We start from the raw sequence: 24,599 nt of genomic DNA on the forward strand, positions 1-24,599 counted from the left end.
TCATGTGAATGGCCGGGCTTTTCACTGTTCGAAGATCAAAAGATCGCAGCCTGCTATAGCTCCTGGCTGGTTTGGGGGCGATTGCGGGAGAAGTCGATGAAAGCCTTGAGCGGTGCCGGCACATGGCGGCGGCTCGGGTAGTACAGATGCAGGCCGGGGTAGTAGGGGCACCAGTCTGCCAGTACCTGGACCAGACGCCCGGAACGCAGATGTTCGCTGACCATTTCTTCGAACACATAGGCCAGCCCCAATCCTTGCAGCGCGGGGCCGACCATCAGGCTGACATCGCCCAGGGTCAGCGGGCCATTGACTTCGATTTCCTGGGTGATGCCGCCGCGTTCGAACTCCCAGCGGTACATCGCGCCGCTGGGGAAGCGGTGGCGGATGCACGGCAGATCATGCAACTCCTCGGGTTTTTGTGGCGTGGCGTGGCGCTGAAAAAATGCCGGCGAACCGACCACCACCGAGCGCATCGTCGGACCAATCGGCAGGGAAACCATGTCGGCCTCCAGTCGATTGCCAAAGCGCACGCCGGCATCGAAACCGCCAGCGACGATATCCAGCAGTGCATCGCTTTCGACTACTTCCAGACGAATATCCCCATAGACCTGCAAAAACTCACTGGCAATTGGCAGCAGCACCAGCTCACAGGCCTGGCGGCCGGCGGTGATACGCAGGTTGCCGGAGGGTTTGTCGCGAAAATGGTTGAGGTCTTCCAGTGCATCATCGATGTCGCGAAACGCCGGTTTCAGGCGCGCATAGAGGCGTTCGCCAGCCTCGGTCAACGCCACGCTGCGGGTTGTGCGGTTGAACAGTCGCACGCCGAGACGATTCTCCAGCGCTTTGACCGAGTGGCTCAGGGCCGACGGCGTCAGGCCAAGTTCAATCGCTGCTTTGCTGAAATTCAAATGCAGCGCCGTGCACAGGAATACCGAGAGGTCTGCCGCTGAGGGTGATTTCATCTGTGAATTCCTTTCACAAAGTCATGCAAAATTGCTGGGATTATCACATCAGTAGCACGCGCTTAAAGTCGCATCAACTCATCGAGAAGACCCGGCACCATCGCCAAGGGTCGCTGACAGGAGGAGTTGCTATGCGTACCTGGTTCATTACTGGAGCCTCCCGTGGTTTCGGCACACTCATCGCAGAACGCGCCTTGCGTTTTGGTGACGCCGTGATTGCCACTGCCCGTAACCCACAAGACATCACTGATCGCCTCGGCGATCACCCGAATCTGCTGGCGGTGCGTCTCGACGTGACCCGAGAAGAGGAAGCGCATCAAGCGGTCGCGGAAGGGATCAAGCGTTTCGGCCGCATCGATGTACTGATCAACAACGCCGGGTTTGGTGTGCTGGGCGCGGTGGAAGAAACCAGCGCGAGCGAGACCGAGCGCCTGTTCGCCACCAACGTGTTTGGCCTGCTCAACGTCACCCGCGCCGTTCTGCCACATATGCGCTCGCAACGCAGTGGCCATGTGATCAATATCTCGTCAATTGGCGGCTATCAGGCGTACATGGGTTGGGGCGTTTACGGTTCCACCAAGTTTGCGGTGGAAGGCATCAGCGAAGCGCTGCATCAGGAACTGGCACCGCTGGGCATCCATGCCACGGTGGTCGAACCGGGTTTCTTCCGCACAGACTTTCTGGATGAGCAGTCGCTGATCAAAACCGCACTGGTGCTGCCGGATTACGACGAAACCGTGGGCAAAATGCGCACCTTAGCCGAGGCCGCGAACCACTCGCAGCCGGGTGATCCACTGCAGTTTGCCGAGGCGATCCTCGCGCTGGTCAACGCACCGAATCCGCCACAACGCCTTGCGTTGGGTAGCGACACGGTTGCGCGAATCGAGGCGAAGAATCGGTTGGTGGCGCAAGAACTGGCCGAGTGGAACGAGTTGGCACTGTCTACCGACTTCAAAAACTGACGAACCTGTGTAGGAGCTGCCGCAGGCTGCGATCTTTTGCTCTTGTCCTAAAAAACAAGATCAAAAGATCGCAGCCTGCGGCAGCTCCAGGGTTTTAGGTGTCCGGATTATTTGCGATCCAGCCACACGGTTTGCGCATTGCAGAACTCGCGCACACCAAAGTGCGACAGCTCACGGCCGAAACCGCTTTTCTTCACGCCACCGAAGGTCACGCGAGGGTCACTGGCGGAGTAGCCGTTGATGAACACGCCGCCGGTTTCCAGTTCGCTGGTCAGTTGCTGGGCCAGTTGCACATTGGCGGTGTAGATCGTCGCGGTCAGGCCGAACTCGCTGTCGTTGGCCAAAGCGATGGCATGCGCGCAGTCACGGGCGGTGATGATCGAGGCGACCGGGCCGAACAGTTCCTGTTTGAACGAGGTCATGCGATCAGTGACGTCGGCCAGCACGGTCGGTTCGTAGTAGTTGCCCGCACCTTCAGCCTTGCCGCCACCCAGCAGCAGGGTCGCGCCTTCTTCGAGGGTATCGCGCACTTGTTGATCCAGTTCGTCACGCAGATCGAAACGCGCCATCGGGCCGATGTACGTGTCGGCGGACAGTGGATCGCCGACTTTCAGCTTGCGCGTGGCTTCGACGAACTTGCGGGTGAACTCTTCGACCACGCCTTGCTCGATAATCAAACGCTTGGCTGCGGCGCAGACCTGGCCGGAGTTCTGGTAGCGACCGATCACGGCGGCTTGCACCGCTTCGTCGATATCAGCGTCGTTGAGCACGATAAACGGATCGGAGCCGCCGAGTTCCAGCACGCATTTTTTCAACGCAGCGCCGGCCTGGGCGCCGATCGCCATGCCGGCGCGCACGCTACCGGTCAGGGTGACGGCGGCAATGCGCGGGTCAGCAATGGCGGTGGAAACGCCTTCCGGGGTGACGTTGAGCACTTCAAACACGCCATCGGCGAAACCGGCGCGCTTGAAGGCATCACGCAGCAGATAGGCGCTGCCCATCACGTTCGGCGCATGCTTGAGCACGTAGGTGTTGCCGGCGAGGAGCGTCGGTACTGCGCCGCGCAGCACTTGCCAGATCGGGAAGTTCCACGGCATCACCGCCAGAATCGAGCCGAGCGGACGGTATTCGATGCGCGCCTTGCCGCCTTCGACCTGGGTCGCTTCGGCGTCAAGCATGGCCGGGCCGTGTTCGGCGTACCACTCGCACAGCTTGGCGCATTTTTCGATTTCGCCACGAGCCTGGGCAATGGGCTTGCCCATTTCCAGGGTGATCATGGTCGCCATGGCTTCGGCGCCTTCACGCAGAGCGCCGGCAAGGGCGGTCAGCGCGCGGGAGCGATCCTGCAGCGGCTTGCGCTTCCATTTCGAGAAGCCGAACGCGGCCCGGGTCAGCGCGGCATCGAGGGCTTCTGCGGATTCAAAGGCGTACTGACCGATCTGCTCGCCGGTGGCAGGGTTGATCGAGATGGCGTGGGTCTGGCTGGAAATCTGGCTCATGGCTTTCGTCCTGCGTGTCGAATGTGATGGGCCTAGAGTAGGGTGGTGTTTGTTTTCTGGAAACTGAATAATAAAGATCGTTTCTTTCACGATTGGAGAATGACTGTGGATCTGGTGCAGCTGGAAATCTTCAAAGCCGTTGCCGAACACGGCAGCATCAGCGCCGCCGCGGCGCAGATCCATCGCGTGCCGTCGAACCTGACCACGCGCATCAAGCAGCTGGAGCAGGATCTGGGTGTCGACCTGTTTATTCGCGAGAAAAGTCGTTTGCGACTGTCGCCTGCTGGCTGGATTTTTCTTGAATACGCACGGCGCATTCTCGATCTGGTTCAAGAGGCGCGAGCCACCGTGGCGGGGGAGGAACCGCAAGGCGCGTTTCCCCTGGGTTCGCTGGAGAGTACGGCGGCGGTGCGCATCCCCGAACTTCTGGCGGCGTACAACCAACTGCATCCGAAAGTCGATCTGGACCTGTCCACCGGGCCGTCCGGGACGATGATCGAAGGCGTACTGTCCGGGCGTCTTGCGGCCGCGTTCGTTGACGGCCCGGTGCTGCATCCGGCGCTGGAAGGCGTGCCGGCGTTTGAAGAAGAAATGGTCATTATCGCGCCGCTCCATCACGCCGCAGTGCAGCGTGCGGCGGATGTGAACGGCGAGAACATTTATGCATTCCGCTCCAACTGCTCTTACCGTCATCACTTCGAAAAATGGTTCAGCACCGACGCTGCGGTGCCTGGCAAGATCTTCGAAATGGAGTCCTACCACGGCATGCTCGCCTGCGTCAGCGCGGGCGCCGGCCTGGCCCTGATGCCGCGCAAAATGCTGCAGAGCATGCCCGGCAGCGCAACGGTCAGTGTCTGGCCGCTGACGGCAGATTTTCGTTATCTGACCACCTGGCTGGTGTGGCGGCGCGGGACGGTGTCGCGCAGTTTGAGCATGTTTGTGCGCTTGCTGGAGGAGCGTGGGGTGGTGCGGGCAGGGGAGTGACTGGCGCCTCGCAGTCCGCAACGACCTACGCAGCGCCCACCAGACTCATTTCGATTCACCCTGTGGCTTGAGGCTGGCGATCAGTTCGTCGGTGCTGGCGATGACGTGGGCGAAGGTCGGGCCGTTGAGCTCGTGGGCGGCGTGCATCATCTCCGCTTTGAAAGCGGCGGTGGCATCGCGCACCAGGGTCACGTGGTAACCCAACTCCGACGCATAGCGGGCGGTGGCCTCGATGCAGGTGTTGGCCAGCAGGCCGACGATGATCACGTGGGTGATGCCTTTCTGCTTCAGCCGAAAATCCAGGTCGGTGTTGGCGAAACCACTGGAGCCCCAGTGTTCCTGCACGACGATGTCGCCATCCTTCGGTGCGAAATCCGGGTGCCATTCGCCGCCCCATTCGCCACGGGCAAAATGGTGCATGTGCATGATCTTGCATTGGGTCGGGGTGGGGTGATCCCAGTTTTCGTAGTCGCCTTTTTCCCAGCGGTGATGGGGTACGATGACCACCGGAATGTCTAGCTCGCGCACCGCGCGGTCGAGTTTGCGCAGGTTATCGAGCAAGCCGTTCTGCTCGGCCATCGGTTTGATCAGCGGGAAGATCTTGCCACCGTCCGAGAGAAAGTCGTTGTACGGATCGACCAGCAGGTAAGCGGTGCGGTCGAGTGGATAGAGAGAATTCGACATGGCTGTTGCTCCGGCAATTGGATTGATCGTTGCGCAGGACTTCTCCCGACATTGAGTTGATATGATAATCATAGTAAATGTAAATGAGGCAAGCACTGATGGTTGTAAACGATAGCTCTCCTGCGCAGACCCTTTGCCCGATTGACCGGGCCGAGGCGATCGTCGGCGACCGCTGGACGGTGCTGGTTTTGCGCGAGTTGTTCATGGGCAACCATCGTTATGACGAGATCCAGGCGCAGACCGGGGGCACCCCGCAAATGGTCGCCGCTCGTCTGAAAAGCCTGGAGGCGGACGGACTGGTCGAGCGTCGCTTGTACAACGAGCGGCCGAAACGCTACGAGTACCACCTCACCGCGAAAGGCGAGGCGTTCTACCCGGTGGTCATTGCTTTGCGAAAGTGGGGCGAAACCTGGTGCAAGGCACCGGAGGAAGGGCTGGCGGTGAACATGACCCACAAGCATTGCAATCACAGCGCAGGTCTCGGTCCGCTGTGTGATCACTGTGGCGAGCCGTTGCGGCGTGAAGACCTGATCAGCCAGCCGCAAGAAGCCTACGCCGCCGAACGGCAGGCGCGGCGTGAGGCGTTCAAGGCGAAATAGCGTCGATCACGGCGTGCCGTTGCGTCCGTGCAGCAGAAAGCCGGGCCGTTGGCTCAAACGCTCGTAATAGGCGTTAACCGCCGACAGGTGCGGATGCTTGAGCGGGGTTTCGAACCAGCGATTGACCGACAGCCCGATGGGGATATCAGCAAGAGAAAACTGCTCGCCGCTGACGTAGGCGCCGGTTTTTTCCAGCTGTCGGTCGAGGATTTCCATGTTCTTCGACCACTGCTCGATCCCGGCGGCCAGCGCGGTGCTGTCCTGATAGTCCGGCGAGTGGCGCACCAACGACATGAAGGGATACGACCACGAGCGGTTCAGTTCCGAAGCCTGCCAGTCAATCCACTGATCAACCCGCGCCCGGACTTGTGGTTCGGCTGGATAGAGGTGCAAGCCTTGGAAATTAGCCGCCAGATAACGAATGATCGTGTTCGATTCCCACAGGGTGAAATCACCGTCCTGAATCACCGGCACCATGGCGCAGGGATTCAAGGCGAGAAACTCCGCTGACTCGGTCGACCGAAAGCCTGTGCCCCAGTCCTCACGCTCGAATGCAATGTCAATTTCAGCGCAGGCCCAGAGCACTTTGCGCACGTTGATCGACGAAGCTCTGCCCAGTATTCGCAGCATTGGATTTCCCTGTCCGGTAGTGATTGGTCGCAAACAAATACCACACTCCAATGCAGAAGGCCCGCACACGGCGGGCCTTCCGTTTTCATCAAAGCAACCTCAATGACTGCTCGCCAACGGAGAGGTTGAAGCTGCCACGGGTGAGGAAATCATCGGTCTGAATGTGCGTGAAGATACAGCCGAAGCCGACGACGATGCCGATCCCCAGCACCCACGTACCGATGCGGTTGAGCACATGGATGAAGCGGTAGCCGATGATGCCGATGATCCCCGAACCTAGGGCACCGATGACGATGCCGACCGGCACCGGAACACTGTCGACCACGTTTGCAGCCTGTAGGCGGAAAAAGGCCGGGACATGCCCGGCCTGATTGACGAAAAAACAGTGCCTGCTGTCAGCGGTTAAGGAATGCCAACAGATCTTCATTCAACGCTTGCGCGTGAGTCACCGCAAAACCGTGCGGTGCGCCCGCGTAGACCTTCAACTCGGCACCCTTGATCTGCGCAGCCGCCTGCTTGCCAGTGGTTTCGAACGGCACGATCTGATCGCCGTCACCATGAATCACCAAGGTCGGTACATCGATCTTGGCCATGTCCGGGCGGAAGTCGGTTTCCGAGAACGCGGTGACGCAATCCACGGTGCCTTTGAGCGAGGCCAACAGGGCGACGTTCAGCGTCTGGGTCAGTACGCCGTCGGAGACCTTCTGGCCCTGATTGGTGCCGTAGAACGGCGCAGCGAAATCCGCGATGAACTGCGCACGATCCTTGAGCAGGCCAGACTTGATGCCATCGAACACCGATTTCTCGACGCCTTGCGGGAAGTCCGGCTTCTGGCCGAACAGTGGCGTCACGGCGCCCAGCAACACCAGCCCTGCAACGCGCTCGCTACCGTGACGGGCGATGTAACGGCTGACGTCGCCGCCGCCCATGGAAAAGCCCACCAGTGTCACTTCACGCAGGTCCAGATGATTGATCAATTGCGCGATGTCATCGGCAAAGGTGTCGTAGTCATAACCGGTCCAAGGCTGATCGGAACGGCCGAAACCGCGGCGGTCGAAAGCGATGGTGCGGTAGCCGCGGCTGCTCAGGTATTCCATCTGGTATTCCCACATGTCGGCATCCAGCGGCCAGCCGTGGCTGAACAGCACGGGCTTACCGCTGCCCCAGTCCTTGTAATAGATCTCGGTGCCGTCTTGCGTGGTGAACGTGCTCATGGAAGCTCCTTGGGTCAGGATTCTTTTGAAAGACATGCCGAAATGGCAGCGTTCACTATCCGCGCAATCATGACGAACCACTTGTATGCAGGTGCTGGGTTCGATTGCCGTTCAGGGTTGTATGATGCAACCCTGAGCCGCGAGGCTGATCACCGATTCGATGGAGTACTTAGACGTGAAGCGCAAAAGCCTGCAAGGCAATGCCTGCCCGGTCGCCCGGACACTGGACCTGATCGGCGACTGGTGGTCGTTATTGATCATTCGCGATGCGCTGGACGGGATTCGCCGGTTCAGTGATTTTCAGAAGAACCTCGATATCGCCAAGAACATGCTCAGCGCTCGCCTCAAGGCGCTGGTAGAGCAGGGGATCCTGCAAACGGTGCCAGCGGCCGAAGGTGGAGCCTACAAGGAATATGTGCTGACGGAACGCGGCAAGGCGTTGCAAACCGTGATCGTCGCGCTGTCGCAATGGGGCGGCGAGTTCATGTACGCGCCGGGTGAGCCGGGCTCGGTGATGGTTGATGCGAAGCATCGTCAGCCGATTCGCAAGCTGCAATTGATGGCCGAGGACGGACGTTTGCTGGCACCCGAGGACGTAGCCACCCGATTGAGCGTTGAGCACTGACGGACGGTTGCAACATAGATTTGACGTCAAAATGATGGCCATCTAATATCGCGCCACTATTTTGATGTCATTCTCCGTCTCGAGGGATCGAACATGTACCCACCCGCCCTCATGGCGAGGTTGTGCGTAGCTTTGCTGTGCCTGTCTCCGCTCCAATTCGCCGCCGCTGCACCCACCCCCGGCGACACCGATTTGATCCGCGAACGCCAGAACCGTCTGCTCGAAGAGCAGCAACGGCGTCTCGAAGAACTCAAGGACCTGCCCGGCAAGGACGTCAAACCCGCACAACCGGCAGCGCCGACCGACACCCGCTGCTTCCCGATCAAGGACATCGAACTCAAGGGCGCCGACAGCCTTTCCGAGCGCGACAAGGCTCGCCTGCTCAAACCCTACATCGGCGAATGCCTCGGTGTGCCGCAGCTCAACGAGTTGCTCAAAGTCATCACCGATTACTACATCGAGAAAGGTCTGGTCACCAGCCGTGCCTACCTGCCGCAACAGGATCTGTCCGGCGGACATCTGAAGGTGCTGGTGGTCGAGGGCAAGCTTGAAGGCATGAAAGGCGCCGAGAACAGCAAGCTGTCGGAGCGCGAACTGGCCATGGCGTTTCCCGGCAAGTCGGGCGAACTGGTCAACCTGCGCGAGATCGAGCAGATGGTCGATCAGCTCAATCGCCTGCCGTCCAATCAGGCAAAAATGGAACTGGCGCCGGGCCAGAACGTCGGCGGCAGCACCGTGCTGGTCAACAATACCCCACAGAAACCCTGGCGTGCAGGCTTGTCGCGTAACAACGACGGCCAGCGCAGCACCGGCGAGCAACAGTGGGGCACGACGTTCGACTGGGACAGCCCATTGGGCCTGGCCGATCAGTTGAGCCTGCGCGGCGGTCACGATGCGATGACCGATCACCAGCACACCTCCAACAACGCCATGCTCAATTACAACCTGCCATGGGGTTGGTGGAACTTCAGCTACACCTACAGCCAGAGCGAATACCGCTCGCAGATCGCTGCCAACGGCTACAACTTCAAGCAGACCGGCGACAGCGAAAACCATCAGATCCGCGCTGAGCGTGTGATCCACCGCGACGCCGTCAGCAAGACCTCGCTCAACGCCGGCCTGTCTTATCTGCGCACCAACGCCTATATCGAAGACAGCAAACTCAAGCTGAGCAGCAACCGCATCAGCGAAGCGCAGTTCGGCTTCAACCACGGCCGCCGTGTCGGCAGTGCGTTCGTCAACTTCGACGCCGGCATGCAGGAAGGCATCGGCGCATTCGATGCGCAGGGCAGCCACGATCCAGGCCCCGGCGAACCGAACGCACGCTACCGCAAATACACCGCCACCCTGAGCTACTTGCAGCCGTTCAAGGTGTGGGGTGAGTCCTTCAGCTTCAGCAGCCTGATGACCGGCCAGCGCAGCGAAGACCTGCTGTTCAGCTCGCAGCGCACCAGCCTTGGCGGGTCGTCGTCGATCCGTGGCTACAAGGACCAATCGTTGTCCGGCGACAGCGGCGGTTACTGGCGCAACGACCTGCGCTGGGCGCGTCCGGTCACCCTCGAATGGCTGCAACCGGTGTTCGCCGAATACGGCACCAGCCTCGGTTACGACCAGGGTGTGATTCGTGGCGATCGTTACAACGGCGATCAGCACGGGCGCATGTCGAGCAACTCGCTCGAGCTGTTCGCCCGTGGCCAGCACGTCGCTGCCAGCGTGACGTTCGCCCATTCCCTGGAACGACCGGACGCGCTGACCGAGCGCGAAGCACCGATCTATTTCCGCCTGGATTTCTTCATCTAATTTTTGCCTGCCCCGAGATTCTGACATGGACATCCGTCAATTCGCCTACCCGGCCGGTCAGCCTTCTGCTGCCGTAAAACACCGCGAACACTTCCTGGGCATGCCAAAACGCGGTCTGGCGTTCCTGCTGGCGAACGTCATGTTCTGGCAACCGATGTGGGCGCAGGCGGATGGAATTGTCGTGGCCAACCCGAACACCTCGCTGGATCGGGCCGGCAACGGCGTGCCGATCATTAACATCGCCACGCCCAATGGCAGCGGGCTGTCGCACAACCAGTTTCACGATTACAACGTCGGCGCTCAGGGCGTGATTCTCAACAACGGTGCGACCCAGACGTCGAACACCCAGTTGGGGGGGCACATCATCGGCAACCCGAACCTGAAAAACAGCGGTTCGGCGCAGGCGATTCTCAACGAAGTCGTCAGCGGCAATCCGAGCCAGTTGCGCGGTTATACCGAGGTAGCGGGGCAGTCGGCACGGGTGATCGTCGCCAACCCGTATGGCATCACCTGTAATGGCTGCGGTTTCATCAACGCGCCACGGGTGACGTTGACCACCGGTAAACCGGTGCTCGATAACGGCCACCTGGATCGCTTCCAGGTCGATCAGGGCTCTGTGGTCATCGAAGGTTCCGGCCTCAACGCGAATAACGTCGACCGCTTCGAAATCATCACCCGCAGCGCGAAGATCAACGCCGAGATTCAGGCGCAGAACCTGACCATCGTCGCCGGGCGCAACGACGTCAACGCGCAAACCCTCAATGCCACGGCGCGCGCCGATGATGGCAGCGTCAAACCGCAATTGGCCATCGACTCCTCGGCGCTGGGCGGCATGTACGCCGGGGCGATCAAACTGGTCGGTACCGAGGCCGGGGTCGGGGTGAAACTGGCGGGCAATCTGGCCGCCAGTGGTGGTGATATCCAGATCGATGCCAACGGTCAATTGACCCTCGCGCAGACTTCGGCGGCCACTGCCGTGAACGTCAAGGCCAGCAGCCTTGATGCCCACGGTCCGGTCTACGCCGGCACCGCGCTGAACGTACGAACCCAGGGCGACCTGAGCAACCAGCAAAGCCTCGCCGCGCGCGACAGCATCAGCCTCAGCGCCGGCGGCACCCTGATCAACAACGGCATCATCGAAGCCGGGGTCAACGCCGACAACAGCCGCAACAGCACGGGCGATGTGAGCCTGCGTGCGCAGAATCTCAACAACAGTGGCAAAAGCGTGATCGCCAGTCGCAACGTAACGGCGAACGTAACGCAAACCCTGAACAATCAGGGCGGCGCTTTGAACGCCGCGCAATCCGTCGACATCGTTGCCGGCACGCTGGACAACCAGAACAACGGCAGCGTCCTCGCTAATACCACCGTGCAACTGAGCGCCGGAAAAGTTCTCAACACGCAGGGCGTGATTACCAGCAGTGGCAACCTGAAGGCCGATATCGGCGAGCTGAACAACCACGATGGCGAGATTTCCAGTACGGGTACCCTCGGTATCAACGCGGTCACCCTCGACAACAGCGACGGCCAGGTCACGGGTGACGTGGCGCTGAACATCGGTTTGATCGGTGCGCTGAACAACCGCAACGGTGTGTTGGGTTCCGCTGCGAACGTCAGCATTACCGCCGCCAGCCTGGACAATAGCCACGAGGGCAGTCTCGTCAGCGACGGCAGTCTGACCGCGCGCATCACTGGCGTGTTCGACAACCAGAACGGCGACCTGAGCGCCAAAGGGCTGGTCGATGTCCAGAGTGGCAGCCTCGACAACCGCGGCGGCAGAGTGGTCGGCAAGGATCGCCTGACCCTGCGCAGCGATTCCGTGGACAACCGCGGCGGTAAAGTTCGCGCGACCAAAGACCTGCAACTCAGCGTTGGCACACTCGACAACCGCGACACGGGCCTGCTCGATAGCCAGGCCGCCGTCAACTACAGCGGCACGCAACTGGATAACCGTGGTGGCTTGCTCAGTGCGACAGGGCCGATGATTATCGGCGTTACGCGCATCGATAACAGCGCCGGGCGCATTTCCAGCCAATCCGATCTCACCGCCAACGTGGCGCAGTTCGTCAACCAGGGCGGTAAGCTGGTAGCCCCGGGCACCTTGTTGCTCACCGGCCAGTCACTGGATAACCGTAAGGGCGGTCTGGTAGCCGCCACAAACGCGCTGAAACTGACGGTCGATGACGTCGACAACCGCGGTGGTGAAATCTCCAGCACCGTCGATGTGACCGTCACCGGTCAAAGCCTGAACAACAGCGACAGCGGCAAGATCCTGGCCGGGACCACCCTTGGCCTGACCGTGGCCCGGGTCATCAATCAGACACTCGGACAACTGTTCAGTGTGGGCACCTCGACGCTGGTCGGGCAGAGCCTGGACAACAGCGGCGGCAGCTTCGTTACTCGACAGGGCAATCTGGACATTCGTCTCGACAACGCCTTGAGCAATATCGAGGGTCTGATCAGCAGCGAGGGGACGCTGACTGTAAACGCGGGCAGTCTCGATAACACGCGCGGTCACCTAGCGAGCGCCGGCGCCTTGGCGCTGACCACCACGGGCAACCTGAATAACCAGGCGGGTTTGATCGCCACCGACAGCGGACTGATCCTTGGCTCACAAAGTCTGGATAACAGTCAGGGCGGCTTGATCAGCGGCAAGAAAGCGACCGCGCTGACCACCGGTGTCTTCAACAACGCGTCCGGCGGCAGTTTGATCAGCGGCGACACCCTGGACCTTGACGCGACTGGAGTGAGCAACGGCACCGGTAGCCGGATCGCCAGCGAAAAAGCACTGACCGCGACCGTTACCGGATTCGATCAGCAGGGCGGTCAACTGTTCAGCAAAACGTCCCTGAGCCTCGACCTCAATCACGGCCAGTTGAACAACCGTAACGGCCTGATTAACGCACCGCTGCTGGTGCTGAAAAACCTCAAGGATGTCGATAACCAGGGCGGTGAAATTTCCAGCGCCCAGGCGTTCACCTTGACCGCGCAAAACCTCGATAACAGCAACGGCAAGTTGATCAGTAATCAGGGCCTGACCCTGCGCATCGAACAACTGCTGGCCAGCGTCAAAGGCCTGATTTCCGCGCAGAGCGTGGATGTCAAAAGCGCTCGCCTGGACAACGGCGGCGGCCTGATCACCAGCCGTGGCACCCTCGGGGTTACGGTGGACGGTCAACTGGTCAACCAAGGCGGTACGCTGATCGCTGATGATGAACTGAACCTGAAAGCCGACAGCGTCGACAACAGCGAAGGGCACATCGCCGGTAAAGCCGAGGTTATCGCCAACGTGGCGACTCTCAATAACCAGCACGGTGAGTTGGTGGCAACCGCTGGGCTGAAGCTCACCGGCAGCAGCCTCGACAACCGTAACGGCGGCCTCGTCGGCGCGAATAATGCGCTGCAACTGACGGTCGCTGCCGTCGATAACCGTGGCGGAGAGCTGTCCAGCCAGGCTGACGTGACGCTGGTCGGCAGTCGTCTGGACAACAGCGATGGCGGCAAGCTGATTGCGCAAGGTGCGTTGAGCCTGACCGTTGATGAAGTGCTCAACCGCGCCAAAGGCCTGCTTTCGGGCAAGACCGACCTGACGCTGACCGGACGCAGCCTCGACAGCACTGCGGGCGCGCTCCTGAGCCAGAGCAATCTGAAACTCGACCTGAGCGGCGACCTGAATAACAGTCAGGGCCTGATCAGTGCCGAGGGCAGCCTTGGCGTGACGGCGGCGAGTGTGACCAACAACCTCGGCAGCCTGTCCATTGCCGGGCCGTTGACATTGACCACCACCGGCGTGGTGCTCAACCGCGGGGGCCAGATCGTCACCGACGCCAGCCTCAACCTCACCAGTGCCAGCCTCGACAACAGCAACGGTGGCAGCCTCAGCGCCAAAGGCGCGGTAGTGGTGCAGACCGGTACGCTCGATAACAGCCACAACGGCAAGCTGAACAGTGGCGATACGCTGGACCTGAAGGCGACCCAGTTGACCAACCAGGACGGCGGGCGCATCGCGAGCGTCGCCGCGCTGACCGCGAACGTTACCGGTCTGGATCAACAGGGCGGCCAGCTGTTCAGCAATACCTCGCTGGCGCTGGATCTGAATCACGGTCAACTGAACAACCAGAACGGCCTGATCGGCGCGCCGTTGCTGATGCTCAAGAATCTTCAAGACGTCAACAACAACGGCGGTGAGATCTCCAGCACCCAGGCGTTCACCGTGACGGCGCGTAGCCTCGACAACAGCAACGGCAAACTGCTCAGCAATCAGGCGGTGACACTGCGCATCGATCAGGCGCTGACCAACATCAAAGGCCTGATTGCCGCCGCCGCGCTGGACATTAAAGCCGCCAGCCTCGACAACAGCGGCGGCACACTGACCAGCCGCGCGAATCTTGACTTGAACGTCGACGGCTTGCTCACCAACCAGAACCAGGGGCTGATCAATGCCACCACTGGCCTGACCGTCAACAGCAATGGCCTGAACAACCAGAGCGGTTCCCTGTTGGGCAGTGCCATCGCCATTGATTTCGGCGCGACCACTGCTGACCTGAACAACGACGGTGGCCTGATCACCACCGAAGGCCAGCTGAGCATTCAACACCTGCGTGACCTGACCAACCGCAGCGGCAAGATCGCCAGCAGCCAAAGTATCGATCTTGTCGCCCGCAGCCTCGACAACAGCGGCGGCAAGCTGGTGAGCAATCATCTGCTGAATATCAACACCGGTGCACTGGTCAACCAGAACGGGGTGATCTCCGGTGTACAAGGACTGACGGTCAACGCTGCCAGCCTCGATAACCGCAACAAGGGCACGCTGTCTGCCAGTGATGGCAACCTCAGCGTGACGTTGAGCGGGGACTTGCTCAACAGCGGCGCCGGAGCACTGGTTACCCAGAAGAACCTCAGCGTCACCGCAGCGAATCTGGATAACAGCAACAACGGCGTGGTCTCCAGCACCGGTGCGCAAACCCTGACTGTCAGCGGTCTGCTGAACAATGCGGCGGGTGGTCTAATCGCCACCGATGCGACCTTGGCAATGCAAGCCATGACGCTGGGCAACGCCGGCGGCACCGTCAACGCCACGCAGGATTTGAGCTTCACCGGCACCACCCTGGATAACACCGGTGGCAGTCTGGCCGGAAATGCCGCCGTTACCCTCGACCTGCTTGGTGCCCTGACCAACACCAACGGCAAACTCGCCAGTGGTGGCGCGCTGCTGCTGCAACGCGCCACGCAGATCAACAACCAGGGCGGCCAACTGGCCAGCCAGGGCCTGATGACCCTGTTGAGCGGTGGTCTGGACAACCGCAATCGTGGCACCGTCGCCGCCAGCGGCCTGTTGACGATCACCACGCCGGGCGCCATTCAGAACAGCGCCGACGGCTTGATCTACAGCCAGAACGGCGACCTCCAAGTCCAGGCCGCCAGCCTTGCCAACGCCAAGGGCACCGTACAGGCCCAAGGCGCAGTCACCGTTGTCAGCAACGGCGATATCGATAACCAGAGCGGCCGGATCCTCGCTACCAACGGTGATCTTTCCATCAAAGCCGATCATCTCGATAGCCGTGGCGGTGTCCTCGCCAGCCTGCAAGCGGCGTTCACCGCACGCCTGACCGGGGTACTGAAAAACGGCTATGACCTGAACAACAATCGTCAGGGTGGGGTGATCCAGGGCCAGCGCTTGAACCTCAATGCGGCGATGGGCCTCGACAACTATGGCGGCCGCATTTCCGCACAAAGCGGCGACGCTATCGTCGTCACCGGAAACTTCGATAACCGCAATGGCGGGCTCTACGCCAAAGGCAAAATCAACGTCACCGGCAATAACTTTGACAACAGCGGCGACAACGACGGCCAAATCGCCGGCCAACAGATCGACCTCAACCTGACCGGAGCACTGAACAACCGCCTGGGCATCATCGAGAGCGACAGCACCCTGGCCATCAAGGCCGCCAGTCTCGACAACCAGACCGGCCAGTTGCGTGCCCTCGGCATCAGCGGCAAAACCAACTTCCAGATTGGCGGCCTGTTCGACAACCGCAATGGCACGCTGGAAACCGCCAACACCGACCTGATGCTCGGCGCCGGCAGCTTCCTCAATACCGGTGGCAGCCTGTTGCACGTCGGCACCGGCATGTTCGACATCTCCACCAACAACGTCATCAACGCCGGCGGCACACTCGTGACCCGTGGTGGCCTGACCATCAACACCGACACCTGGACCAACAGCAGTTCGATTCAGGCCGGGCGCCTGACCGTCAACGTCAACAACCTGACCCAGACCGCCAGCGGCCAGTTGCTCGCCTCCGACAGCTTCACCGGCAACGGCGTCAATTGGTTCAACGAAGGTCTGCTGGCCAGTGACGGCAGCATGAACGTCGGCCTAGGTGCCGCTTATTGGGGCGCGGGGCGCCTCACCAGTCAGGGCAACCTGACCCTGAACGCGGCGCAAGTCAGCCTTACGGGCGCCACCTCCAGCATCGCCGGGGGTGGCCAGACCACGCTCAATGTCGGTGGCCAACTGGACAACGCCGGTCGCCTGACTTCCGGCGCGGGCATGACCATCAATGCCGGCAGCGTGCGCAACTACGGCACCACGGCTGCCGGCACTGACCTGACTCTGACCACCGGTAATCTGGTCAACGCCAAGGGCCTGATTTTCAGCGGCAGGAACATGTCGCTGCGGGTCGCCGATTTCAATAACTACTACGGCAACGTCTACAGCCTCGGCAATCTGATGATTGACCGCGATGGCCAGGGCGGGCTGGCCAACACTATCGTCAACCGCTCCGCATCGCTGCAAAGCGACGGCAGCATGACCTTGGCGGCGAGCTCGATCCAGAACATCCGCGACGTGCTCACGGTCAACAACGCCGGCATCTACACCGCGCGCATCGGTGAAGTCACCTGTATCGAAGGGGTCAACGCCGGTGACTGCAGCGGCAAGCAGAACCACGCGTGGGAAATCGTGCAGCGCGAAAAACTCGAGGTCACTGCGGCCAGCGCTGCGTCCAGCATCACCGCGGGTAGCAACCTGATCATCAATGGCGGTGACCTGCTCAACCAGAGCAGCACCATCGCCACGGCGGGCAACTTCAATGCCAGCGTGGCGAACCTGACCAACAGTGGCGTGGAAACCGGTGAAACCGAAACCACCCGCATCTACATGTCCGAGCGCACCCGCGGCGCCGGTGCCTGGTACAACGCCGCAAGCGCCTTCACCAACCAGTACTGGTATGAAAGCAGCGGCTACGACGCCAATAATCTGGGTGGTCTGCAGGGCGGTATCGCCAACTTCATCGGCATGACTGAACGGGAAATCCCGGGGCTGGGCAGCACCCGCAAAATCGCCGGCAGCGACCAGAGCTACGCCGCCGTGATCCAGGCCGCAGGCGCGGTCAACATCACCGCCCAGAACAACATTGATAACAGTGTTGTACGCCCGGGCTACACCTATATCGGCAGCGGTCCGCGCACCGGCACCGGTGCGGGTGGCAGCCAGTTCTCAACGCGCGTCACCGTCAATCAGCAACTGCCGCCGAACCTCGCCCAGCAGCAGGTCAATCCGGTGGTGTTGCCGGGCTTCGCGCTGCCGACCGGGCAGAACGGCCTGTTCCGCCTGAGCGGTCAGGAAAGCACCGCCCCGGTAGCGACCGGCCCGCAGAGCTGGACCATGGGCGGCGCCAGCGTCAACCCGAGCCAGCGCGATCAAACGTTGCCAGGCGTGCAGACGCGCAACATTCTCCTGACCAACAATGCTTCGGCCTCTGCCAGCAGCGTCAACCTGAGCACCGTCGATCACCAGGCCCAGCAACAGGGGGTTGGTGCCAGTGCGATCGACGTCAGCACGCCGGCAGCTGACGTCAGCGGCGCGACCCTGCCGGGTCGCTCCACCGCGTTCACCATCAACCGGGTGCAGGGCGTTCCGACCAGTACGGGCAAATCCAATCCGCAGAAATACCTGGTTGAAACCAACCCGGTACTGACCGACCTCAAGCAGTTCATGAGTTCGGACTACCTGCTGTCCAATCTCGGCTACGACCCTGATCAAAGTGCCAAACGTCTGGGTGATGGCCTCTACGAGCAGACCCTGATCCAGCAAGCCGTGGTCGCCCGTACCGGTCAGCGTTTTATCGACGGTAAAACGTCTAACAGCGAGTTGTTCAAATACCTGATGGACAACGCGCTCACCAGCAAAAACGAGCTCAATCTTTCGGTGGGCGTCAGCCTGACCTCCGAACAAGTCGCGGCGCTGACCCACGACATCGTCTGGATGGAAAACGCCGAAGTGAACGGCGAGCAAGTACTGGTGCCAGTGCTGTACCTGGCCAATGCCAACAATCGCCTGGCCCCTAATGGCGCCCTGATCCAGGGCAGCGACGTGACGCTGATCGCCGGCAAGGACCTGAACAACGCCGGTACCTTGAAGGCAAACAACAACCTTTCGGCCAGCGCCACCAACGACCTGGTCAACAGCGGCCTGATCGAGGCAGGCAATCGCCTCGACCTGCTGGCCGGCAACAACCTGATCAACAAATCCGGCGGCGTCATTGCCGGTAAAGAAGTCTCGTTGACCGCCACCCGTGGCGACATCATCAACGAGCGCACCGTCACCACCCACGAAAGCGACAGCGGCTACCGCAGTGAGCGCAGCGACTTTGTGGACAGTGCTGCGCGTATCGAAGCGGCCAACAGTCTGACCATCAAGGCTGGACAGGACTTCAACAACACCGGTGGCGTTCTGAAAAGCGGCTTGGACACCACGATCAATGCCGGGCGTGACGTCAACCTCGTTTCGGCCGAGCAGGTCTCAGGCGGGCAACGTGGTCTGCACACGGATCAGAATATTACTCAGTATGGTTCGGCCATTAATGCCGGTCAGAGTCTGATCGTAAGTGCAGGTCGCGATGTCACCGCCATTGCCAGCCAGATCGACGCCAAACGCGACGTAGATATGAGCGCCGTGGGTGACCTGACCCTGGCCTCGGCGGCGGATGAAGAGCACTCATACACCAAGACCAAAAAGGTGACCAGTCAGGAGGATCATGTCAGTCAGGTTTCCACAACCCTGACTGCTGGCGGGACTGTCTTGCTCAACGCCGGTAAAGACTTGAGCCTGATTGCCAGTCGGGTCAGTGCAGGGAATGAGGCTTATCTGACGGCGGGTGCCAATCTGGCGCTGCAATCGGCGCAAGACACGGATTACAGCTTCTACAGCAAGACCAAGAAAAGCTCTTCCGGTAAGAAAAGCCGCCTTGACGAGCAATCCAGCACCACCAATATCGCCAGCTCGGTAACGTCGGGGGGCAATGCAACGCTGGTTGCCAATAACGACATGCTCATCAAGGGCAGTGAAGTTGCCTCTGAAAAAGGTGGTGTGAAACTGGTCGCAGGCAATGACATGCAAATCGTTGCTGTCACTGACTCACAAAGCGTCCGCCATGAAAGCAGCTCCAGCAAAAGTAGTTGGGGCGGCTTGAAGTCGAGCAAGGTCAAGGATCAGGTTTCCGAAACGCAAACGACGGCAGTCGGCAGCATGATTTCGGGTAACACTGTAGATGTGGTGGCCAGTCGAGACGCGACGATTACCGGTTCAGCCTTGGTCAGCACCCAGGATCTAAAGGTACAGGCCGGTCGCGACTTGACCATCAACGCCGCGGAAAACACGTTTACCCGTAATGAACTGCACAAGGAAAAGAACCGCGACCTGACCGGTATATTGACCGCTAACAACCTTGGGGTCGATGACATCACCGGTAACCAGCATCTGTCTGTCGGTAGTCAGAATCATACTGGCCAATCGTCCCAGACCACTTTGACTGGCAGCACCATTGGCTCTAGTGCTGGCAACGTCAGCCTTTCCAGTGGTCGTGAGCTTAGCGTGATCGCCAGCGATCTGGTCAGCACTAAAAACATGAGCCTGACCGGCTCCAAGGTGGCCATTGCTGCGGGCATGGAAAGCTCGAGCCAAAGCAGTACCGACAAATCCAGCAGCCTGGGGGTAGGCCGGGTTATTGGTGGCATGATCGTTGATACGGTCAACACGATTCACAACTCGGTCGAAGCAGCGAAAAACGCCGATGATCCGCGCCTTAAAGCGGTCAAATACGCTCAAGCCGCCATGGCGTTGAACGACCTTGGCGGTATGGCGGGAAGTGCTGAAGGTGCAGGCTCCGACTATGGGAAAAAACAGGGTTCCGCCAGCAATGGCTCGTTGATAAAAATCGGTACTGAACTGGCGAATACCCACAGCAAGAGCACCAGTGAGTACAACAGTCAGACCGCCAAACAGAGCACGATTAATGCCGGCCAGAACCTGTTGATCATCGCTGATGGCGGTGCGCCGGGAACTGTCGGTGATATTCACGTCATCGGAAGCAGCTTGAAAGCCGCCGACACTGCGTTGATTGCCAAGAACGACATCGTTCTGGAGAGCGCGCAGAACACGGCTGACTGGGCCAACAACGGCAGCAATAACAAAACCGCCATCGGCGCTAGCTTTAACCTGGGCGAGCAAAACGGATTTACCCTTGATCTCGGAGCGTCTGTTGCCAAGAGCAAAGGAACCGGAAGCTCGGTCACCCAGGTCAATACAACCCTTGATACCGGATCTCTCTCGTTGCACAGCGGCAACGACACAACGTTAGCGGGTGCGCAAGTCCGCGCCGACAGTATCAAGGCGCTGATTGACGGTAACCTCAACATTACCTCGCGTCAGGACACCGAGACCCAGAGCAGCAAGCAGGGCAGTGCCGGTATCGGCGCGAGCATCTGTATCCCGCCGTTCTGCTATGGCGCAACCGTGACTGGGTCTGCAAGCCTTGCCGCGGGCAACATGAACAGCGACTACAAGGCCGTGACCGATCAGAGCGGTCTGTTCGCCGGCCAAGGTGGTTACGACATCACCGTTGGCAAAAATACGACCCTGCAAGGCGCGGTCATTGCCAGTGAAGCGACACCGGACAAGAACCTGCTCAGCACTGATCGCCTGTTCGTCAGTGACATCAAAAACACGAGTGATATCAGTGCCCAGTCGGCCGGCATTTCCCTGTCTTATGGCGGCAAGTCCGGCACCAGTGTCGGCGGCAGTATTCCGCTGGCGCTTGAAGATTCGGATCAGAGCAAGACTCGCAGCGCCGTTAGCGAAGGCACCATCATCGTTCGCAATTCGGCAGGCGTAAACGATCTGGTCGGGCTGAATCGCGATACCGCAAATGCCAATGAAACTCTGGACAAACCTGATCAAAAAGCCATTCAAGAGCGGATTGATCTGATTCAGAGCACGGTCTCGCTGTCGAGAAACATCATCGGCAAAGTGGCCAACGCCCAGCAGCAAGCGGCCGCTGACAAATTGAAGTCAGCTACGACCGACGAGGAGCGTAAGGCCGCGCTCGATGAGTACATCAGTTGGGGAGTGGGCGGTGATAAACGCATCATGGCGGATGTCGCGGCAGGTTTGATTGCTGTGGGCCTCGGAGGCGTGGGCGGTACGACAGCCATCGGTGTCATCGCCAACACCACGGCTAACGATGCGTTCAAAAAAATCGGCGATTACGCCACGCAGCAAGAACACAACGCTACCGATGCCGTCACTCGAGCGGCGTGGGCCGAAGGCGGGGTTGCACGCGTCATGCTGCACTCGCTGGTTGGTGCGGTGATGGGGTTGTCGGGCAGCAGCGTCGCAGCCGGAGCGTTAGGCGCAGGCGTCTCTGCTGCTTTGATGCCGATGATTGCCAAGGCACTGAAAGATAGCGGTCTGAACGATAAGCAGCAGGATGCGTTGGCCACCTTGATTGCTTCGGGTCTTGGCGCAGCAGCGGGGTCTGGTGGTGGAGCAACGGGCGCGACCACTGCGATTAACGCTGCCTCCAGCGTTGATATGTTCAACCGCCAATTGCACAAGCAGCAGGAGATCCCGCTGCTGAAGAAAAAAGCAGAGGATTTGCAAGCGCATGGGGCCTCGCGCTCGGGTGCTCGTTGGGAAGATTTGCTGCTGCTCGCCGCGGGTGCTGAAGTAGATGCGGCGGGTCTGGAGCACTTGAAAAGCGTCATGCAGAAAACTGTCGGCAATGATCCTGAGTCAAGGAACTTCGCTGAAGATATGGGCGATGCGTATGCAGCAATCACCCAACTGTCCGATCAGAAAATCCCGCTGACTTGGAGTGATGGTCGACCGATCATCGCCAACGGTGCACCGGTTTATGCGTTCAATGCGACAGATGCACAATTCAACGACTCCACTTTGTTCAACGCTGCAGGGACTTATGGGCCGGGAGCGGTTTACCAGCACTGGAGTCAGTTTGGTAAGTCTCAGACGACTCAGTATGAAAATGATCTGACCAAAATCTCCACTTACGCGTCTGATGTGGCGGATGCAGCGGAGCGATTGTCGGCAATAGCGGGTAAAGGAATCCTGTCGGTCAGCGCGATCGATGACGCGATCCTTTCAATGACCGGCCTTCGAGGTGGTAAGGCCGTTATTGATGCGGTTTTGGAGATGCTGGCGAAGAAGGAGGCGGCGAAAAAGTCGATTGCCGAAGTTGTTGCAAAGGACAAACCGAATGGATTTAGCGGCGGAAAACCAACAGTCGAAGGCGATCCTTATCATCCGGCAACTGTCGATCAAAGGGTTGAGATCAATAGAATTCTGTACGGAGCTGAAAATCTGGGGCCTAGTAATCCTAAATGGTTGGAAGTGAAGCAAGATCAAGTTGCGGATCTAAGGGCTTTGCTACCTGATAATCTCAAACGCGAAGGTAACGTGGCGGTGGCAGACGTGCATATTGATGGCCTACCTGCAAATATGGCTGCTCACAGTGGGGTGGATGATGCCATGAGCGGTTTCGTGGGTAGAGGTAGCGGAAGCCTGGAGTCTAAGGTTGTTAATAATGCAACCGGTCGCCCTATCGATAGAGACACAGATGCTGAGTACAAAATACTTGACAATATTTCTGACATGCTAGGAGGCTATAAAAACGCCAGCGGGACGATAGACATTTTTAGCGAGCTAAAGGTCTGCGCCAGTTGTAGTAACGCTATTTCGCAATTCAAGGAACGCTTTCCAAATATCAATGTGAATGTGATGGCTAACCCCAATGGCCATAGAATTTTGAGGGATTGATCATGTCGGTGGTTTTAAGCTATAAAGAAATAATGCAGCGGATGTTTTACTACTATCCTGTTTACTGTCGGAATAAGATCAGGAAGAACAAAAAAGCCGGTTTGTCCTGGGTTGAAGGGGAGCTTGAAGTCGGCTATGCGTTAAATGAGATGGAAGACAGTTTTGTTAATCCAGTGGAAAATCTTATGCTGCAAACTGCAGGGCTTGTGCTGTCGGCAGGAAGGGAACCCGAGGTTGCTTTCGATATTGCTTCTGCAGATATAAAGAAGATTATTGATGCGCATGGATTGGCGTTCCTTATGTCGCAGTTGTCTGATCAAGATGCTCAGCAGGTCAAGTCGGACTTGCAGTTGTTGGACATTATTTAATGGTTTCTGTAGCCCGGCAGGTTTATTAAGTCGATTAATCCGCCCGCTACGTCTTGCACAGGATAGTAAAAAGTGGCCAGAACCGGTCTGTTGTTTACGTTATTTTTCATACTGTCGGGCTGCCATTCCAACGTCCGAGACGCTTCCCCCAGTCTCCTGAACGATGGCATCCAGTTGCAGCAAAAAATGGTCACGGAAGATGCACAACACGCCAAAGTCATCATGAAAGCGTCGGGCTACACATACCCCGTCGAGTTCTCGGTCCGCCGTGCGGCAGATCCTGACCGGCGAATGGAAATGCTGGGCACCGTGGTGGATTCGGGGCGGGGCAAGGTGTTCGGCTGGATCGCCAAGCTCAGCGAAGCGGCCAATAGCGCCACGTTAAAACATTTCCCGCAGTTGGAAACGCAAGCCAATGCCGATGAACCGTTCGAGGTGTCGGGGCGTTCGAACGGCATGGGTACCGGGAATACCTATAGCTGCGGGCCACTGAACAGTACCTTTACGCCGGAACGAAGCAAGGTCTATCTGGTGGAGTTCCAGTTTGTCGGGCAGGGTTGCGAGCAGCATGTTTACGATGTCACCCGGCCGGGTCAACGCAGTCTCATCGGGGCTTGAACCACTTGAAATTAAGCATTGATTTCCCTGCCAACCTGATCACCGACGACTTGCTCAGACAGCAACGGATTCCATGCCTTTGCAAGGTTTCAACGCAGTTCGAAATTGTCTTCTCGGACACGGTCCCTGAATCATCCGGGATCGTCTCAGGCTGGAATCGTGAGGAACTGGAGCGACGCGCGGTCGCCGGGGTGGGGGGTCAATACACCCACTATGCCAATAGCCTGATCACCTTAAGCAAAATTGGCGAAGATCTTTACGAGATCATTGATCTTGAAATGTTCTACCGAAGCTTTGGTTGGTGCGCTGTTCTCCGAGATGGACAATACGCCCCCCCGGAAATTTCTGGGACGAAGAGCCCGCTCAAAACTAACACGCCCCGAACCCTGTCGGGGCGTTTTCATTTATCGGACTTAGCCAGCACAGCGTCTACCGAAACGCCGGCACCGCATGTTTGATAAACAGCCCCAGTGCCTCTGCTCTCGGCGCCCGGCGGATTTCCTTTCCTGTTTAGCCGGGTGTAACGCTTGGCGGGCA

Annotated in this window: 14 protein-coding genes and 1 pseudogene; 9 read left to right on the forward strand and 6 right to left on the reverse strand. The window is 59.2% G+C overall.

The window, feature by feature from the left end; translation table 11 throughout:
- Nucleotides 1-53 precede the first annotated feature (53 nt).
- The gene (locus tag ACA074_RS11800) at nt 54-962 is read right to left on the reverse strand and encodes a LysR family transcriptional regulator (RefSeq protein ID WP_497679067.1); all 909 of its coding nucleotides are present in this window, start codon (nt 960-962) and stop codon (nt 54-56) included.
- Between the two features lie 131 nt (nt 963-1,093).
- Between ACA074_RS11800 and ACA074_RS11805 the strand changes: the two genes are divergently transcribed.
- A complete protein-coding gene (locus ACA074_RS11805) occupies nt 1,094-1,924 on the forward strand; it encodes an oxidoreductase (protein WP_497617752.1) in 831 nt (276 codons plus the stop codon).
- Between the two features lie 107 nt (nt 1,925-2,031).
- Here the strand turns inward: ACA074_RS11805 and ACA074_RS11810 are convergent, their stop codons facing one another.
- Nucleotides 2,032-3,423, reverse strand: a complete 1,392-nt coding sequence (locus ACA074_RS11810; protein WP_497679068.1) for an aldehyde dehydrogenase family protein — start codon at nt 3,421-3,423, stop codon at nt 2,032-2,034.
- Nucleotides 3,424-3,528: 105 nt separating this feature from the next.
- Between ACA074_RS11810 and ptrR the strand changes: the two genes are divergently transcribed.
- Nucleotides 3,529-4,407: a putrescine utilization regulator PtrR gene (ptrR, locus tag ACA074_RS11815; RefSeq protein WP_497679319.1), complete on the forward strand. Its 879-nt coding sequence runs from the start codon at nt 3,529-3,531 to the stop codon at nt 4,405-4,407.
- Nucleotides 4,408-4,452: 45 nt separating this feature from the next.
- On the opposite strand, the gene ACA074_RS11820 is transcribed toward ptrR, so the two are convergent.
- Entirely contained in the window at nt 4,453-5,091 is a 639-nt protein-coding gene (locus ACA074_RS11820) for a cysteine hydrolase family protein (protein WP_401265346.1), read from the reverse strand.
- Between the two features lie 98 nt (nt 5,092-5,189).
- Here ACA074_RS11820 and ACA074_RS11825 point away from each other — a divergent pair, with 98 nt between their 5' ends.
- Nucleotides 5,190-5,690: a winged helix-turn-helix transcriptional regulator gene (locus ACA074_RS11825; protein ID WP_401265344.1), complete on the forward strand. Its 501-nt coding sequence runs from the start codon at nt 5,190-5,192 to the stop codon at nt 5,688-5,690.
- A gap of 6 nt (nt 5,691-5,696) precedes the next feature.
- Here ACA074_RS11825 and ACA074_RS11830 read toward each other — a convergent pair whose 3' ends face one another.
- From ACA074_RS11830 to ACA074_RS11840, 3 genes and pseudogenes are all read right to left on the reverse strand, one after another.
- Nucleotides 5,697-6,320, reverse strand: coding sequence for a glutathione S-transferase family protein (locus tag ACA074_RS11830; protein ID WP_497679069.1), 624 nt, complete (start codon nt 6,318-6,320; stop codon nt 5,697-5,699).
- Between the two features lie 118 nt (nt 6,321-6,438).
- A pseudogene (locus tag ACA074_RS11835) lies at nt 6,439-6,645 on the reverse strand (cytosine permease); the annotation flags it as partial.
- 70 nt (nt 6,646-6,715) lie between these two features.
- On the reverse strand, nt 6,716-7,534 hold the full coding sequence (locus ACA074_RS11840) for an alpha/beta fold hydrolase (protein WP_497617760.1): 819 nt from the start codon (nt 7,532-7,534) through the stop codon (nt 6,716-6,718).
- 175 nt (nt 7,535-7,709) lie between these two features.
- Here ACA074_RS11840 and ACA074_RS11845 point away from each other — a divergent pair, with 175 nt between their 5' ends.
- From ACA074_RS11845 to ACA074_RS11870, 6 genes are all read left to right on the forward strand, one after another.
- Nucleotides 7,710-8,159 (forward strand): winged helix-turn-helix transcriptional regulator, encoded by a 450-nt coding sequence (locus ACA074_RS11845; protein ID WP_497617761.1) that lies wholly within the window; start codon nt 7,710-7,712, stop codon nt 8,157-8,159.
- Nucleotides 8,160-8,252: 93 nt separating this feature from the next.
- The gene (locus ACA074_RS11850; protein WP_489880106.1) at nt 8,253-9,959 is read left to right on the forward strand and encodes a ShlB/FhaC/HecB family hemolysin secretion/activation protein; all 1,707 of its coding nucleotides are present in this window, start codon (nt 8,253-8,255) and stop codon (nt 9,957-9,959) included.
- A gap of 25 nt (nt 9,960-9,984) precedes the next feature.
- On the forward strand, nt 9,985-23,076 hold the full coding sequence (locus tag ACA074_RS11855) for a hemagglutinin repeat-containing protein (RefSeq protein WP_497679070.1): 13,092 nt from the start codon (nt 9,985-9,987) through the stop codon (nt 23,074-23,076).
- Nucleotides 23,077-23,078: 2 nt separating this feature from the next.
- Nucleotides 23,079-23,444, forward strand: a complete 366-nt coding sequence (locus ACA074_RS11860) for a hypothetical protein (RefSeq protein WP_497659333.1) — start codon at nt 23,079-23,081, stop codon at nt 23,442-23,444.
- 72 nt (nt 23,445-23,516) lie between these two features.
- Nucleotides 23,517-24,062, forward strand: a complete 546-nt coding sequence (locus tag ACA074_RS11865; protein WP_497659334.1) for a hypothetical protein — start codon at nt 23,517-23,519, stop codon at nt 24,060-24,062.
- A gap of 5 nt (nt 24,063-24,067) precedes the next feature.
- Nucleotides 24,068-24,520, forward strand: a complete 453-nt coding sequence (locus tag ACA074_RS11870) for a hypothetical protein (protein WP_497659335.1) — start codon at nt 24,068-24,070, stop codon at nt 24,518-24,520.
- Nucleotides 24,521-24,599: the final 79 nt, after the last annotated feature.

This window comes from Pseudomonas sp. LBUM1655, assembly GCF_059716085.1.

Bases quoted from the DNA above. Each gene is read 5' to 3' on its own strand.
- ACA074_RS11850 (WP_489880106.1), top strand. From the start codon at position 8,253: ATGTACCCACCCGCCCTCATGGCGAGGTTGTGCGTAGCTTTGCTGTGC.
- ACA074_RS11830 (WP_497679069.1), bottom strand. From the start codon at position 6,320: ATGCTGCGAATACTGGGCAGAGCTTCGTCGATCAACGTGCGCAAAGTG.
- ACA074_RS11820 (WP_401265346.1), bottom strand. From the start codon at position 5,091: ATGTCGAATTCTCTCTATCCACTCGACCGCACCGCTTACCTGCTGGTC.
- ACA074_RS11860 (WP_497659333.1), top strand. From the start codon at position 23,079: ATGTCGGTGGTTTTAAGCTATAAAGAAATAATGCAGCGGATGTTTTAC.
- ACA074_RS11825 (WP_401265344.1), top strand. From the start codon at position 5,190: ATGGTTGTAAACGATAGCTCTCCTGCGCAGACCCTTTGCCCGATTGAC.
- ACA074_RS11800 (WP_497679067.1), bottom strand. From the start codon at position 962: ATGAAATCACCCTCAGCGGCAGACCTCTCGGTATTCCTGTGCACGGCG.
- ACA074_RS11810 (WP_497679068.1), bottom strand. From the start codon at position 3,423: ATGAGCCAGATTTCCAGCCAGACCCACGCCATCTCGATCAACCCTGCC.
- ACA074_RS11805 (WP_497617752.1), top strand. From the start codon at position 1,094: ATGCGTACCTGGTTCATTACTGGAGCCTCCCGTGGTTTCGGCACACTC.
- ACA074_RS11855 (WP_497679070.1), top strand. From the start codon at position 9,985: ATGGACATCCGTCAATTCGCCTACCCGGCCGGTCAGCCTTCTGCTGCC.
- ACA074_RS11840 (WP_497617760.1), bottom strand. From the start codon at position 7,534: ATGAGCACGTTCACCACGCAAGACGGCACCGAGATCTATTACAAGGAC.